Genomic DNA, 15,944 nt, shown 5'->3' on the forward strand with positions numbered 1-15,944 from the left:
TTTAATTCAAGTGTTAAACATATATAAAAAATATGTTAATTAAAATCAACACATATCTGCAATGCAAAACGAAAACGGTTTCGTGTTAATAACTTTGGATATGTGAAGGGTTGACAAAACTTAATGGGTTGGTTTGTTTATATTACAATATAAGAAAAGAAAATTAAGAATTTTGTAATACATGGCTAATATAACATTTTTTATTTTCTTAGACGTTTTAACATTTAATTAAGATTTTATTTCTAACTAAAAGGTATTATGTGTTAAAAAAACATATTTTGATAAAGGCTCTTTTTTTTAATGCGTACTTTCAAAATACCAAATCATGAAAATCTAAAATTTTGGATTGTTGAAAACAAAAATCACCTTAAAAGATATCGCAAGAGAATTGGAGGTGTCCATCTCCACTGTTTCAAAGGCACTAAAGAACAGTGAAGAAATCAGTAGGGACACCAAGGAAAAAGTACAGGCTTTTGCAAGGCTGTATAATTACAAACCCAACAATATAGCCATTAGCCTCAAAAATAAGAGGACCAAGAACATTGGTGTGGTAATCCCGGATATTGTGCACCATTTTTTTACCACAGTTATTCGGGGTATTGAAAAATATGCCAATGCCAGGGGCTATAATGTAATTGTATGCCTTTCCGAGGAGTCCTTTGATAAAGAGGTAATTAACATGGAAATGTTGGCTAATGGAAGCATAGATGGCTTCATTATGTCGCTATCATCGGAAACCCAACAAAAAGGGGACTATAATCACCTTAAGGAAGTTACCGAGCAGGGGATTCCTGTGGTACTTTTTGACCGTATCACCAATGAGATTGAATGTGACAAAGTTATTATAGATGATGAGCTTGGGGCGTATATAGCCACAAAAAAGCTCGTGGAACAGGGTAGAAAAAAAATAGCGTTGATCACTACGGACGATTACCTCAGCGTAAGCAAATCACGTACCATGGGTTACAAAAAAGCACTCATGGAAACCGGTATTGAGGTGGATGAATCCAGAATCCTAAAACTACCTACCATGGAAATGGACGAAGCAAGCATCAAAGACTTCTTGGAAAACCAAAAACTTGATGCAGTCCTATGCGTTAATGAAATATTCGCCGTCTATAGCATGCGATTGGCACAGAAAAATGGACTTAGAATTCCGGAAGATGTTTCTGTTATAGGTTTTACGGATGGAGTTTTGTCCAAATATGCCAATCCAAGTCTTACAGTAGTAGCCCAACATGGCGAAAAAATGGGCGAGGTCTCTGCCCAAATGCTGATAGACAAGGTAGAAAGTGAAGAAGATGAAGAAACCTACCAGACCAAAATTTTGGAGCCTACCTTGGTGATCAGGGATTCCATTGTACATTAACCAAAATGCGGGCAATAGGTTAACTTCAGCCAGCATATTAATTCAGAAAAAATGAATCAAGAATACATAACCACACACCCTTGGTCCATTATTGAAGAAGGGTTTGACAAAGAATTGGTACAATCGTCCGAGAGCCTATTCAGTCTTGGGAATGGAGCCATGGGGCAGCGCGCCAATTTTGAAGAGCAGTATTCAGGGGAAACTTTTCAGGGCAGTTATATAGCTGGGGTCTACTATCCGGACAAAACCCGTGTAGGATGGTGGAAAAACGGTTATCCAGAGTACTTCGCAAAAGTCCTTAATGCGCCAAATTGGATTGGTATCGATATTTCCTTGAATGGCCAGCCATTGAATTTGGCCAACTGCAAAAAAGTTGCGCATTTTCTTCGGGAACTCAATATGAAAGAAGGATGGTACAAGCGCAGTTTCGTTGCCACCATGCCCAATGATTTGGAAATTGCTGTTGAGGTGGTTCGTTTTTTGAGTTTGGATTTGGATGAATTGGGTGCCATACAATATAATGTACAGCTCCTCAATGCCGATGCAGAAGTCACAGTAACGCCTTATGTGGATGGTGGGATAAAGAACAGGGATAGCAACTGGGACGACAAATTTTGGAACATCACTGGAATTGACTCCAAACAAAATAGGGCTTTTGTGGAATCGCACACCATGAAGACCCAATTTAAGGTCTGTACCTTCATGGGTAGTGAGCTATATGTTGATGGAGTAAAGGCCGATGAAATCCCTGCCGTTAAAAAAGATGAAGTTTCCATATCCCATACCTATAAGTTAAACCTCCAAAAGGATGAAACCCTGACCTTGATTAAATATGGCGGTTATACCGTGGATAGAAATCATCCGGCAGACAAACTTGTCGAAGTTGCCAATCGGGTTCTGGACCAAGCATCCAAACTAGGTTTTGAAGCCCTATTGCAAATGCAAAAGGAAGCCTGGGCTAAAATTTGGGAAATGAGCGACATTGCCATTGAAGGTGATGTAAAGGCACAGCAAGGAATCCGATTCAACATATTTCAGCTTAACCAAACCTATCTTGGAAAAGATTCCAGACTGAATATTGGCCCAAAAGGGTTCACCGGTGAGAAATATGGAGGAAGCACTTATTGGGACACCGAGGCATACTGCCTGCCCTTTTATATGGCCACCAAAAACCAGGAGGTGGCATGGAACTTATTGGAATACCGCTATAACCATTTACAAAAGGCCATAGAGAATGCGGAAAAATTAGGATTTAAAAATGGTGCGGCACTCTATCCAATGGTCACCATGAACGGCGAAGAATGCCATAACGAATGGGAAATTACCTTTGAGGAAATTCACAGAAACGGGGCGATCGCCTTCGCCATATACAATTATCACCGTTTCACAGGAGATTACAGCTATATCCCCAAAATGGGCTTGGAAGTCTTGATAGGGATAGCTCGGTTTTGGTACCAGCGGGTCAATTTTTCAGAAGAGAAGCAACAGTATGTAATGTTGGGCGTAACCGGACCCAATGAGTATGAGAACAACGTCAACAACAACTGGTATACCAATTATTTGGCCAAATGGTGCATGGAATATGCCGTGGATCAGGCCAAAATTGTATCTGAATCCTATCCGGAGGATTACCAACGTATAATTTCTAACACAAAGTTGTCTCCAACTGAAATTGAAGACTGGGCCAAAGTGGCCGACAACATATATTTTCCTTTTTCTGAAAAACACAAAGTGTTCTTACAACAAGATGGATTTTTGGACAAGGAATTGGTAAGGGTGCAAGATTTGGACAAGTCCCAAAGACCCATCAACCAAAAATGGAGCTGGGATCGTATCCTTAGGTCCCCCTACATAAAACAGGCCGATGTGCTTCAAGGCTTTTACTTTTTTGAAGATCATTTCAGTCAGGACGAATTGGAACGTCATTTCGATTTTTACGAACCTTTTACCGTTCACGAATCCTCACTTTCGCCTTGTGTGCATAGTATTCAAGCTGCAAAACTGGGACGAATGGAACAGGCCTATACCTTTTACTTAAGAACATCCCGGTTGGATCTGGACGATTACAATAAGGAAGTGGAGGAAGGGCTTCACATTACCTCCATGGCAGGCACATGGATGAGCATTGTGGAAGGTTTTGGGGGAATGCGGGTCGTGGATAACGTACTCAGCTTTACCCCCCAAATTCCAGAACAATGGAAATCCTACTCCTTCAAGATCAATTTTAGAAATCAAATTGTTACCATTACTGTTTCACATAAAGGAAGCTCTTTTCAAATTTCAGGTGACGATTCTTTAGGTATTCAGGTGCATGGAAAATCTATTACATTGATGCCCGGAGAAACGGTAAACACCTAAAAAAGTTCCCTTATTTTGCGGTTGGAAAACCACAAGAGACCTCATGAAGCAAAAAACCATAGTATACCAAGTCTTTACCCGACTTTTTGGAAATACCAATACTACCAACACCCCTTGGGGCACCATTGAAGAAAATGGAGTAGGGAAGTTTGCGGATTTTACTGAAAAAGCTTTGGGGGAAATCCAAGCTTTAGGGGTCACCCATGTCTGGTATACCGGAGTGCTACACCATGCCCTAGTCAATGATTATACTGCATGTGGCATTTCCAATGACGATTACAATGTGGTCAAGGGGCGTGCAGGCTCACCTTACGCCGTAAAGGACTACTACAATGTAAACCCCGATTTGGCCATGGACCCTTCCAAACGACTCGATGAATTCAAGGAACTTATCCAGAGGACCCATAAATTGGGGATGAAAGTGATCATTGACATAGTGCCCAACCATGTGGCCCGCAAATATAAAGGGACCAATAACCCTAAAGGAGTGGTGGACTTGGGCGCCCGTGACGATGTTACGAAGGAATACGATGTTGACAATAATTTTTACTACATCCCTGGTCAACCCTTTCAATTGCCACATTGGGAGCATGGCTATGTACCTTTAGGCGGAAAAAACGTTCCGTTATCAAATCAAAAACTTGAGGAGAACCCCGCCAAATGGACAGGAAATGGTTCCCGAATGGCCCAACCCCATTTCAACGATTGGTATGAAACGGTGAAAATCAATTATGGGGTGCGTCCGGATGGAACCAAGGATTTTGATGAGTTGCCGGGGGACTTCAGGAGCAAGGGCTACAAAGAACACTTTCAATTTTGGAGTGATAAAACTGTGCCCGATTCTTGGATAAAATTTAGGGATATTGTGCTGTATTGGTTGGATTTTGGAGTGGATGGGTTTCGTTACGATATGGCCGAAATGGTGCCGGTGGAGTTTTGGAGCTACCTGAATTCCAACATCAAAATGAAGAAGCCAGACGCTTTTTTAATGGCGGAAGTGTACAATCCTGACCTGTATAGGGGCTATATCCATTTGGGAAAAATGGATTACCTCTACGACAAAGTGGATTTTTATGATGGTTTAAAGCATATTATGAAAGGGTATGGTTGGACAGACCATATTCCCGTGGTACAACAAAAGGTGTTGGACATTGAGCACCACATGCTACATTTTCTGGAAAATCATGATGAGCAAAGAATTGCCAGTCCAGATTTTGCAGGCAAAGCGGAACTTGGAAAGCCAGCCATGGTGGTCTCGGCAACCATAAGCACCTCTCCTGTCATGACTTATTTTGGACAGGAAGTAGGTGAGCCAGCCGCTGAGGATGCCGGTTTTGGAAACCCTACACGAACCTCCATTTTCGATTACATTGGAGTGCCCCACCATCAACGTTGGATGAACAATAAAGCATTTGATGGAGGTCAATTGTCACAAGAAGAAAAAGACCTACGGGATTTTTATGCCCGTCTTTTAAATTTTACCAAACAAAGTGAGGCCTTGATGGGCGATTACCAAGAAACTCATTTTTATAATAAAGAACGTACCGAGAACTATGATCATAGGGTCCTTTCCTTTGCAAGATGGACCGATGGGGAAAAACTGCTGGTCATTTCCAATTTCGATACCCAAAAAAGCTATGCCTTTGAGCTTAAGGTTCCGGAAGATATCATTGCCAAATGGCAATTGAAGGATAAAGCGTATGGCCTTTCCGAAGAATTATATGGAAAAGTGGAACCGACCTTATCAGTAGAAAATGGGCAAGGAAAGGTTTGGGTAGAGCTGAAACCTTTAGAATCCTATATTTTTAAATTGGAACAGTAAAAAAGCGGATTGCAAAGCAATCCGCCCGAGCTTAGGTTGGTTAGTTGCCTTACTCCTTTGCAGCTGTTTTTTTGTAGATCAGTGCAATGATGGCCCCTATGATACCGTAAAAAATAATGTCGATTATGGCTTCGACCAAATGAGCAGTAATGTCCATCCAGCTTACAGTGGCATAAGTAATAAGTCCCATTCCCAATCCTATTAGAGCCCCAATCCAGGCCCCGAACTCAAATCCTTGACCCAAAGAATGATGGCCTCTGGCCCATTTGCTGTAGAGGTTACTAAGGATAAAGGAGGCAATAAGATTCGCTAAGGCTATAATTCCCAAATCGGGAACCTCTTTCATGGCGTTGACAATGGTGTGTTCTGTAAAAAAGTCTACAGTGGCAATACCCCAAATGAGGTATCCCAGAAAAAACATGACAATCGTGGCAACCAAGGTGGCCAACAAATTAGATTTAGAAAACATGGTCGTAGTTTTTTATTGGTTATCAATATGATAAATGTATTAAATAAAATTTAACAAATCGATAAAAATCAACGCGTTATAAAATGAATATCTCTTTTTTAAGCCATAAGACCCATAAATATTTCATTTTTCCGCTTAGCTCCCAGATTAAATTTTTCAAGTTGTATTTTTAACTGTATTTAAAACCAAAAAATGAAGAAAAACCTACTTTGGGCATCGATTGTCATTTTCTTATATAACAGTTGCGGAATGAAAGATTTAAAACCATTGGTCATTGGCCATAGGGGGGCCATGGGCCATGAAACTGAAAATTCACTGGCCTCAATACAGAAGGCCATGGATATGGGTGTGGATATGATTGAAATAGATGTATTCCAGATTAAAAGTGGCGAAACTGTGGTATTTCATGATGATACAGTGGATAGATTAACAAATGGGGAAGGTGAAATAGAAGCATATAGTTTAACTGACATGCAGGAACTTGTTTTGGATGGAGGACACAAGATTCCGTTGCTAGAGGATGTGTTGAATCTTATTGATAACCAAGTGGGATTGAATATTGAATTGAAGGGAGCAGGAACGTCAGAACAGGTCAACTTCATCACAAAAAGTTTTATTGAAAACAAGGGCTGGTCACTAGATAATATTGTTATTTCCAGTTTTAAGTGGGATGAACTCCGTGAGATGCGAAGAATCAATAAAGACATTAAGATTGCAGTTCTAATAGGAGAAGACCCACTGGAAGCCATTGCGGTCGCTAAGGAATTGAATGCAATGGCCATCAATCCCAGATATACCACATTGACTGCTGAAAACGTGCAAAAAATGCAGGAAGAAGGATTGAAGGTCTATACGTGGACAGTCAACGAACCAGAAGATATTCAACGAATGAAAGATTTTGGGGTAGACGGAATCATTACCAATTATCCTGAACGAGCGCATTGATGTTTGATGTAATCATCGTTGGAGGTGGTGCTGCCGGGTTTTATGCCGGAATCCACATTGCTGAAAAGGCTTCCCATTTAAAGATTGCCATTTTTGAACGGGGCAAGAGTGTATTGTCCAAAGTAAAAGTTTCAGGGGGCGGTCGGTGCAATGTAACCCATGGTGAGTTTTCGCCACGCGATCTTTGTACCAACTATCCCCGTGGTGAGAGAGAACTATTGGGACCGTTCCACAATTACGCCCCCATGGATGTCATGGCATTTTTTGAAGAACGTGGGGTGCCGCTCAAGATTGAAGAGGATGGACGCGTATTCCCCCAGAGCGATTCTTCACAATCCATAATAGATTGTCTAGTAGGCGAAGCCGAACGATTGGGCGTTAAAATTTTACGAAACAGCTCCGTGAAGCATTTCCAGAAAAAGGATGGGGAATGGCAGGTAACCACTATGAACAAACACTACCAAGCCAAAAAGTTGCTTTTGGCCACAGGGAGCAACACCAAGATTTGGCAACAACTTCAGACGTTGGGACATACTATTGTTACACCGGTACCCTCTTTGTTCACGTTCAACATCAATGATGATCGCATTAATGGGATACAAGGCATAAGCACCAACGTTTCTGCTGAAATCCCCCCCAAGAAAATTTTCGCTTCCAATAAAGTTGACCTCAATTTAAAAAGTGCAAAGAAGGAAGAACCCGTTTTACAGTCCGAAGGCCCCTTATTGATAACGCATTGGGGGTTAAGTGGACCGGCAATCCTAAAATTGTCTGCTTGGGGAGCCAATATTTTGAATGGATATAATTATGTATTTCGAGTGATCATCAATTGGACACCTGAATATACAACAGCTTCCATGGAAGGCTTACTCCGAAAAATTAAAGAAGTAGAACCCAAAAAGACAGTTTTAAGAACCCATGCCGTTGAACTTCCAAGACGACTTTGGGCAAAACTGGTTCATGCGGCACATATTAAGAAAGAGGAAAAATGGGCAGATTTGACCAAAGAGAAACTTCAAAACTTGGCAAAACAGCTTACCGCATCCTCCTTTAAGGTTGATGGGAAAAGCACTTTTAAGGAAGAGTTTGTCACCGCTGGAGGGGTAGACTTAAAAGAAATCGATTTTAGGACATTCGAAAGTAAAATTATTCCCAACCTTTACTTTGCCGGGGAAATTATCAATGTAGATGCCATTACTGGTGGATTCAACTTTCAAAATGCATGGACAGGGGCCTACTTGGCCGCACAGGCAATTGCATCATCGGAATAATTACTGCAAGAGCATAGCGATAGCAGCAGCCAATGCCGCACCCAAAATAGGACCTATGACTGGAATCCAAGAATAGCCCCAACCATTGGAGCCTTTATTTTTTATGGGTACCAAAGCATGAATGATTCTAGGCCCCATATCTCGGGCCGGATTGATGGCATAGCCTGTAGTACCTCCCAAGGACAACCCAATTCCCCACACGATCAATGCTACAGGTAAGGCGCCCAAGGAACCCAGACCAATGATGGTGTTGTCAGAAGACATCACGGCATCGGTAAAATAAAGTACCGCAAATACGAGGACAAAAGTGCCCAAGATTTCGGTCAATAGATTTAAGAAGGTATTTGAAATGGCAGGAGCATTGCAAAAGACCGCACGCTTTGCGTTCCCGTCCTCCGTGGCATCAAAATGGTCTTTGTTAATTAGCCACACCAAAAAGGCACCCAACATGGCGCCTATGAACTGCCCCAAAATATAGCTTAAGATGGCATCAACTGGAAATTCCCCTGCCACGGCCAACCCAATGGTAACGGCGGGGTTAAGATGGGCACCGCTGTAGGGGCCGGCTACCACGACCCCGGTATAAACCGCAAAGGCCCATCCGGTGGTGATCACAATCCAACCGGAGCCATTTCCGTAGGTTTTTTGTAGAGAGACGTTGGCATTGACACCACACCCCAAGAGAATCAAAAGAAAGGTGCCCACAATTTCGGCGATAAAGGGAGTCATATGGATTTTGGTTTAGCGTTTACAGTCGGTTAATTTATGGGTTTTCCGTCCAATGTTCCAAAGCTTTTATGGCCCGGTACCATCCTTGTATGCCTTTATCTATGGTTTCCCGCTCCTTGGAAGGCTTAAAATGGACATCGGCTTGCCAAATATCTTGTATTTCCGTGGTGCTTTTCCAATACCCAACGGCCAATCCAGCTAGATAGGCGGCACCCATGACTGTGGTTTCCACAATTTTCGGTCTAACGGTAACCGTATTCAATACATCGGCCTGAAATTGCATGAGCATATCATTTATGGTGGCACCACCATCCACCCGAAGCTCTTTGATGGAAATGCCTGAATCAGCCTCCATGGCTTTTAAAATATCCATGGTTTGATAAGCAATGGATTCTAAAGAGGCTCTTGCAATATGGGCATCGGTACTTCCTCGTGTCAATCCAAAAATGGTGCCTTGTGCATGTTGGTTCCAATGCGGCGCCCCCAAACCTGCAAAGGCGGGAACAAAATAGACCCCATCCGAACTATTGACACCCCCTGCCAGTTGTTCAACTTCCGAGGAGGTTTTAATGATCTTTAAACTGTCCCGAAGCCATTGTACCACAGCACCAGCAATAAAAATGCTCCCTTCCAGGGCATATTGGGTCTTTCCGTTGATTTTCCATGCCACCGTGGTCAATAGATTATTTTTGGATACTACAGGGGTCTCCCCAATGTTCATGAGCATAAAACAACCCGTGCCATAGGTGTTTTTGACCATTCCCTTTTTGGTACACATTTGGCCAAAGAGGGCTGCTTGTTGATCTCCGGCAATTCCCGCAATGGGGATTTTGGAGGCAAAGAAATTGGGGCTGGTGTAGCCATAGACCTCACTGGATTGATGTACTTCGGGAAGCATGCTCTTTGGGATGGTGAGCAACTCCAGCAGCTCATCGTCCCATTGCATGGTATTGATGTTGAAAAGAAGGGTGCGTGAGGCATTGGTAACATCCGTGATATGCAACTTGCCCTCTGTCATTTTCCAGATGAGCCAGGTATCTATAGTGCCCATGATCAAATCACCGGCCTCGGCTTTTTCCCGGGCGCCTTCCACATGATCCAAAATCCATTTTACCTTGGTTCCCGAAAAATAAGAGTCAATAACTAAACCTGTTTTTTTACGGATCAAGTCTGATTTCCCTTGTTTTTTTAAGACATCGCAATAGTCGGCCGTACGCTTGTCCTGCCAGACGATGGCATTGTAGACAGGTTCCCCGGTATTTCGGTCCCAAACTACTACGGTTTCACGCTGGTTGGTGATTCCAATAGCAGCCATTTGTTCCCCTTTCAATCCTTTTTTGCTAACGGCTTCGGCGGCCATTCCTGCTTGGGTAGCCCATATCTCATTGGGGTCGTGCTCTACCCAACCCGGTTTAGGGAAAATTTGGGTGAATTCTTTCTGGGCCACAGAGATAATGCTTCCCTTTTGATCAAAGATCACGGCCCTGGAACTGGTAGTGCCTTGATCCAAAGCAAGGATGTATTGGTTCATTTTTGTTAATTTAATGCGATTGAATTTACTAAAATTAATTTGGGTAGCTTTTTAATATGATGCATAACTACATAGCACTTCTAAGGGGAATCAATGTGGGTGGCCAAAAGAAGATAAAAATGGCAGACCTAAGGGAAACCTTGATCAAAACAGGATTGAACCATGTGGAGACCTACATTCAGAGTGGTAATGTGGTTTTTAGGGATGGGGAATCGAACAAGCGAGTGCTTGAAAGCCGCATCCATAAGGCCATTTTGGATGATTTTGGGTTTGAGGTACCCGTTTTGGTGGTATTGGAAGAGGATATCAAAGGAATATTGGATAAAAATCCGTTCAATCAAAATGATGAGGATAATAAATTATATTATGTATTGCTCAAAGAACCTCCAAGGACGGATGCCGTAAATGAATTCAATGAGCTCCATTTTGAACAAGAAGATTTTCACATCACGGATGCCTGTGTCTACCTACTATGCAAAAAGGGATATGGAAACGCCAAACTCAGTAATAATCTGGTAGAGCAAAAACTCAAAGTGGAAGCCACCACCCGCAATTTAAGAACCATGCAAAAGCTGCTGGATATGGTCCAAAAAAAGTAGTCAGCCAATAGTCTTGTCTTTCTCCAAATAGTATTGAACCTGAACTTGCCCTTCAACTTATATTTGAATTTACACTGCCCTTGAACTTGTATTTAAGGGTTAAGCTCCCAGACCTTATAGTTGAGAACGGCGGCAAAACAGACCCATAATAGATAGGGGACCATTAAAATGGCAGCAGGCTTACTGACCACCTTGAACCATTTAATGGTCAACATGATCAAAGTAAGCAGCACCAAAATCACCAGAAGGGCCAATAGTGGATTCTTCAATCCAAAAAAGACAATGCTCCACAAAGCGTTGAAAAGCAGTTGGAAAACAAAATGATAAAGTGCCGTTTTTACCCAAATGTGGTGGTAACCCTTGGACCAGACCACTCCGGCCGCAACACCCATCATCACGTAAAGCACAGTCCAGACTGGGGCAAAAAGTTCATTGGGAGGGGTAAAAGAAGGTTTGTTCAATGTGGTATACCATTCATTCACAGAGCTTTGGGTCGCAAAACCTGAAAGGAAGCCTATGAGTAGACAAACGGCGACACTTATGGCAATGTAGATGATTCTTTTTTTCATGGCTGGCACTAGGTCAACTAAAATAAGAATTTATTTGAATCCACTTTCCAGTAAGGGACTTGCTATCTTATATTTGTCCAAACATTTCCCATGACCGAAAAGGACTTTTCCCAAAGAACATATTCCCATTTTCCAAAAGAGGGCAAGGTCACATGGAAGGCACCCAGCAATATCGCCTTGGTGAAATATTGGGGAAAATTGGCCCATCAGATACCGGCCAACCCATCCATTAGTTTTACGTTGGATGCGTGTGCCACCACCACTTCAATGGCGTTTGTGAAAAAAGGGGAAAGCTCGGATACGTTTTCTTTCGACTTCTTTTTTGAGGGAAAGCCCAAGGAAGATTTCAAACCCAAGATTAAGACCTTTTTGGATCGTATTGATATGTATGTTCCTTTTTTAAAGGAATACCACTTGGTTATTGAAACCTCCAATTCCTTCCCGCATAGCAGTGGGATAGCTTCCTCTGCAAGCGGTATGGCCGCATTGTCCTTGTGTATCATGGACATTGAAAAGCAAATGAACCCTGATATGGACGAGGTCTTTTTCAATAAAAAAGCGTCCTTTTTGGCCCGTTTGGGTTCGGGAAGTGCCTGTAGGAGTATTGAGGGTGATTTGATCCAATGGGGGACACATAAAAACATACCCGAAAGCTCCAATCTGTACGGGATCAAATACCCGTTTGAAGTCAATCCGGTATTCAAAAATTATCATGATACCATTTTATTGGTCCATAAAGGGCAAAAACAAGTGAGCAGCACCGTGGGGCACGAATTGATGCACGGACATCCTTTTGCCAAGAACAGGTTTCGGCAAGCACATGAAAATTTGGATGCGCTAAAGTCTGTTTTAGCCGATGGTGATGTAGAGGAATTTATAAAAATTGTGGAAAGTGAGGCACTTACCCTTCACGCCATGATGATGACCAGTATGCCCTATTTCATTTTAATGAAACCGGATACTTTGGAGATTATCAACAAGATTTGGGCCTACCGAATGCAAACCCATATTCCCATTTGCTTCACCTTGGATGCAGGGGCCAATGTGCATGTGTTCTACCCAGAGTCGGTCAAGGAAAAAGCCATCCAATTTATTCAGGATGAATTGATTGAACATTGTGAGAAAGGCCACTACATTTGCGACCGAATTGGCCAAGGAGCACGAAAAATACGGTAAAACAAACTCAAGGAAGCCGTTTTTTTGCGTTCTTTGCCCCAAATTTTGACGGTGACACAAGATTTTGAAGAGAAAACAGTTTTGTTCATCGGATTAGTTTAATAATCAAACACATAGTTTGTATCTTAGCGCTAGTATATGAAAGGCCCTCTGTTTTATTCCAAGATTCTACTTTTCGGAGAGTATGGCATCATCAAAGATTCCAAAGGACTTTCCATTCCTTATAATTTTTTCAAGGGAGCTTTAAAAAGGGGTAAGGATTTGTCTGGACAAGCCCAGAAATCCAATGAAAGTCTAAAGGCTTTTGCGGGATATTTAAAGCAGCTCCAAAATCAGGAGGAAGATTTGGTGTCTTTTGATTTAAAAGCTTTGGAAGAGGATATAGCCAGCGGAATGTACTTTGACAGCTCTATTCCCCAAGGCTACGGTATTGGCAGTAGCGGTGCCTTGGTGGCGGCCATTTACGATAAATATGCGAATGAAAAGATTACAGTGCTTGAAAACCTAACCCGGGACAAATTGTTGAGGTTGAAGGACATTTTTGGAAAGATGGAATCGTTTTTCCACGGGAAATCTTCCGGTCTTGATCCTTTGAACAGCTACTTGAGCCTACCCATCCTGATCAACTCCAAGGATAATATTGAATCTACCAGCATACCTTCCCAAAACATCAATGGCAAGGGCGCCGTATTCCTTTTGGATAGCGGAATCACTGGAGAAACAGCTCCCATGGTACAGATTTTTATGGAGAAGATGAAGCAGGAAGGGTTTAGAAATATGGTCAAGAACCAATTCGTAAAGCATACCGATGCCTGTGTGGAGGACTTTTTGAACGGGAACATCAAATCGCTTTTTGGAAACCTGAAGCAACTTTCCCATGTGGTCTTTGATCACTTTAAACCCATGATTCCGTCCAAGTTCCACCAACTTTGGAAACAAGGTATTGAAACCAACGATTACTACCTAAAACTTTGTGGTTCTGGTGGTGGAGGATACATTTTGGGCTTCACCCAAGATTTGGAGAAGGCAAAAAAAGCACTCAAAGACTACAATTTAGAGGTGGTGTACAACTTCTAAAATCATTCCATGCTCAGTCGAAAGAACAAACTCTTGCTTTTTAAGCTATTGAGTCTGTTTTCTGTGGTTCGCGGATACAACATTTTGGTGATAACCTTGGCCCAATACTTGGCCTCCATCTATATTCTTTCGCCAGATGTTCCGCTTCGGCAAGTGGTGTTTGACCTTAATCTTTTTTTGATCGTTACTGCTTCTGCCTTGGTCATTGCAAGTGGGTACATCATCAACAATTTTTATGATGCCGAAAAGGATTTGATCAACAAACCCACCAAAAGTATGCTGGACAGGTTGGTAAGCCAACGATTTAAGCTGACGACTTATTTTATCCTGAATTTTTTGGCGGTGTTCGCGGCCAGTTATATTTCGTTTAAGGCCGTGTTGTTTTTTTCGGCCTACATTTTTGGAATCTGGTTCTATTCCCACAAGTTGAAACGCATTCCCTTTTTGGGCAACTTGGTATCGGCCACCTTGGCCATTGCTCCCTTCTTTGTGGTATTTGTCTACTATCAGAATTTCAAGACCGTAATTTTTGTACATGCCCTGTTTCTGTTTCTCTTGATTTTGGCCCGCGAAATGATCAAGGATTTGGAGAACATGGCCGGCGACATGGCACAGAACTACAAGACCATTCCTATAATTTACGGACCCAAAGTTTCCAAATTTCTTATTGGCCTGCTCATTGTCCTGACTCTGGTTCCTGCCCTTTTGCTGATCAAGACCTTTGATGTGGGCTATATGTACCTCTACTTTGTGGCCTGTATTGCCTTGCTTTTGCTGTTTTTGGTGCTTTTGTGGAAATCGCAAGGAAAACGGGACTATGTTTGGCTCCATAACATCCTGAAGTTTATCATTGTAGCAGGTGTCTTTAGCATTCTTCTGATTGATGTGGACTTGGTACTGAACCGAATCCTGTAATTGTTTGCCCTAGAGGTTTTTCGGGAGGTAAAAACACTACATTTGCAAAAAATTGATGACTGATGACGAGATCGGACAATAGCGGGAACAGGAGAAACCCAAAAGGCGGCAACAGGGGAGGAAACAACCGTAAGCCCTTTGCCAAAAAGTACAACACCCGTGAAAAAGGAAATACACCACAGAAAAAATCCAACCCGGATGAGATTCGGTTGAACCGCTATATTGCCAATGCAGGCATCTGCTCCCGTAGGGAGGCCGACACTTACATTGCTGCCGGTAACGTATCCGTGAACGGAAAGGTGGTCACTGAAATGGGCTATAAGGTAAAGCGCTCTGATGAGGTCCGTTTCGATGGAAAGCGATTGAGCCTCGAGAAGAAAGAATACATCCTTTTGAATAAACCCAAAAACTTTATTACCACCACCAGTGACGAAAAGGGAAGACGAACCGTAATGGAGTTGATTTCAAGTGCAACAAAAGCCAGACTATTGCCCGTGGGAAGATTGGATCGTAACACCACTGGACTTTTACTCTTTACCAATGATGGGGATCTTACCAAAAAACTCACCCATCCCAAACATGGGGTCCGTAAGATATACCATGTGCATTTGGATCAAAACCTGAGTTTATCCGATTTGCATAAGATTGAGGAAGGTTTGGAACTGGAAGATGGGCCTATTGATGTGGACAGCATCAGTTTTATCCAAGGAGCACCCAAACGGGAAATAGGGGTGGAAATCCATAGCGGAAGAAACCGTATTGTGCGCCGTATTTTTGAGCATTTGGGCTATGAGGTGACCAAATTGGACCGGGTTATATTTGCCGGACTTACCAAAAAGGATTTGCCCCGGGGCCATTGGAGGCATTTGACCGAGCAGGAAATCATTAATCTTAGAAACATAAAATAAGATTTGGAAAAAGCAAAGCTCTATCATACTCGTTTTTGGTTGTTATCACTTTGCTTTTTTTCACTTGCGGCCGTTTTCAAGTTTTTCTTCGGAAACTCATATGTTGACATTAATGTCCATGACACCTATTTTGTCATGGCCCATGCCGACCTGTTCGTCTTGACGGGTTTGTGGTTTGGCCTTTGCGGATTGGGCTACTGGATTCT

General features: G+C 42.4%; 14 protein-coding genes. 10 read left to right on the forward strand and 4 right to left on the reverse strand.

The window, feature by feature from the left end:
* Nucleotides 1-349: 349 nt before the first annotated feature.
* The 3 genes from EZV76_RS04660 to EZV76_RS04670 are packed head-to-tail and all read left to right on the forward strand — an operon-like array spanning nucleotide 350 to nucleotide 5,549.
* Nucleotides 350-1,369 carry a LacI family DNA-binding transcriptional regulator gene (locus tag EZV76_RS04660; RefSeq protein WP_136565403.1) on the forward strand — a complete coding sequence of 340 codons (1,020 nt, stop codon included), beginning with the start codon at nucleotides 350-352 and terminating at the stop codon, nucleotides 1,367-1,369.
* A gap of 51 nt (nucleotides 1,370-1,420) precedes the next feature.
* Complete coding sequence (locus tag EZV76_RS04665) at nucleotides 1,421-3,727, forward strand: glycoside hydrolase family 65 protein (RefSeq protein WP_136565404.1); 2,307 nt, start codon at nucleotides 1,421-1,423, stop codon at nucleotides 3,725-3,727.
* A gap of 43 nt (nucleotides 3,728-3,770) precedes the next feature.
* A complete protein-coding gene (locus EZV76_RS04670) occupies nucleotides 3,771-5,549 on the forward strand; it encodes an alpha-amylase family glycosyl hydrolase (protein WP_136565405.1) in 1,779 nt (592 codons plus the stop codon).
* Between the two features lie 49 nt (nucleotides 5,550-5,598).
* Here the strand turns inward: EZV76_RS04670 and EZV76_RS04675 are convergent, their stop codons facing one another.
* A complete protein-coding gene (locus tag EZV76_RS04675) occupies nucleotides 5,599-6,018 on the reverse strand; it encodes a hypothetical protein (protein WP_136565406.1) in 420 nt (139 codons plus the stop codon).
* 249 nt (nucleotides 6,019-6,267) lie between these two features.
* On the opposite strand from EZV76_RS04675, the gene EZV76_RS04680 reads away from it, so the two are divergent.
* Nucleotides 6,268-6,963, forward strand: coding sequence for a glycerophosphodiester phosphodiesterase (locus EZV76_RS04680; RefSeq protein WP_136565407.1), 696 nt, complete (start codon nucleotides 6,268-6,270; stop codon nucleotides 6,961-6,963).
* Nucleotides 6,963-8,234, forward strand: coding sequence for a BaiN/RdsA family NAD(P)/FAD-dependent oxidoreductase (locus tag EZV76_RS04685; RefSeq protein ID WP_136565408.1), 1,272 nt, complete (start codon nucleotides 6,963-6,965; stop codon nucleotides 8,232-8,234). Before EZV76_RS04680 ends, EZV76_RS04685 begins: the two co-directional genes overlap by 1 nt.
* On the opposite strand, the gene EZV76_RS04690 is transcribed toward EZV76_RS04685, so the two are convergent.
* Nucleotides 8,235-8,963, reverse strand: a complete 729-nt coding sequence (locus EZV76_RS04690; RefSeq protein ID WP_136565409.1) for an MIP/aquaporin family protein — start codon at nucleotides 8,961-8,963, stop codon at nucleotides 8,235-8,237. It lies immediately after the preceding gene.
* 34 nt (nucleotides 8,964-8,997) lie between these two features.
* On the reverse strand, nucleotides 8,998-10,494 hold the full coding sequence (gene glpK, locus EZV76_RS04695; RefSeq protein ID WP_136565410.1) for a glycerol kinase GlpK: 1,497 nt from the start codon (nucleotides 10,492-10,494) through the stop codon (nucleotides 8,998-9,000).
* 56 nt (nucleotides 10,495-10,550) lie between these two features.
* Between glpK and EZV76_RS04700 the strand changes: the two genes are divergently transcribed.
* Nucleotides 10,551-11,093 (forward strand): DUF1697 domain-containing protein, encoded by a 543-nt coding sequence (locus EZV76_RS04700; RefSeq protein ID WP_236640858.1) that lies wholly within the window; start codon nucleotides 10,551-10,553, stop codon nucleotides 11,091-11,093.
* Nucleotides 11,094-11,185: 92 nt separating this feature from the next.
* Here EZV76_RS04700 and EZV76_RS04705 read toward each other — a convergent pair whose 3' ends face one another.
* Nucleotides 11,186-11,662 carry a TspO/MBR family protein gene (locus EZV76_RS04705; RefSeq protein ID WP_136565411.1) on the reverse strand — a complete coding sequence of 159 codons (477 nt, stop codon included), beginning with the start codon at nucleotides 11,660-11,662 and terminating at the stop codon, nucleotides 11,186-11,188.
* 90 nt (nucleotides 11,663-11,752) lie between these two features.
* Between EZV76_RS04705 and EZV76_RS04710 the strand changes: the two genes are divergently transcribed.
* The 4 genes from EZV76_RS04710 to EZV76_RS04725 all read left to right on the forward strand — a co-directional run bounded on the left by EZV76_RS04710 (nucleotide 11,753) and on the right by EZV76_RS04725 (nucleotide 15,738).
* A complete protein-coding gene (locus EZV76_RS04710; protein ID WP_136565412.1) occupies nucleotides 11,753-12,838 on the forward strand; it encodes a diphosphomevalonate decarboxylase in 1,086 nt (361 codons plus the stop codon).
* A gap of 138 nt (nucleotides 12,839-12,976) precedes the next feature.
* The gene (locus EZV76_RS04715; protein WP_136565413.1) at nucleotides 12,977-13,915 is read left to right on the forward strand and encodes a mevalonate kinase family protein; all 939 of its coding nucleotides are present in this window, start codon (nucleotides 12,977-12,979) and stop codon (nucleotides 13,913-13,915) included.
* A 9-nt stretch (nucleotides 13,916-13,924) separates the two neighbouring features.
* Nucleotides 13,925-14,830: a geranylgeranylglycerol-phosphate geranylgeranyltransferase gene (locus tag EZV76_RS04720; protein WP_136565414.1), complete on the forward strand. Its 906-nt coding sequence runs from the start codon at nucleotides 13,925-13,927 to the stop codon at nucleotides 14,828-14,830.
* Between the two features lie 62 nt (nucleotides 14,831-14,892).
* Nucleotides 14,893-15,738, forward strand: a complete 846-nt coding sequence (locus EZV76_RS04725; RefSeq protein WP_136565415.1) for a pseudouridine synthase — start codon at nucleotides 14,893-14,895, stop codon at nucleotides 15,736-15,738.
* The last annotated feature ends 206 nt before the right edge of the window (nucleotides 15,739-15,944 follow it).

Source organism: Flagellimonas alvinocaridis (genome assembly GCF_004916895.1).
In the GTDB taxonomy this organism is placed as follows: domain Bacteria; phylum Bacteroidota; class Bacteroidia; order Flavobacteriales; family Flavobacteriaceae; genus Flagellimonas; species Flagellimonas alvinocaridis.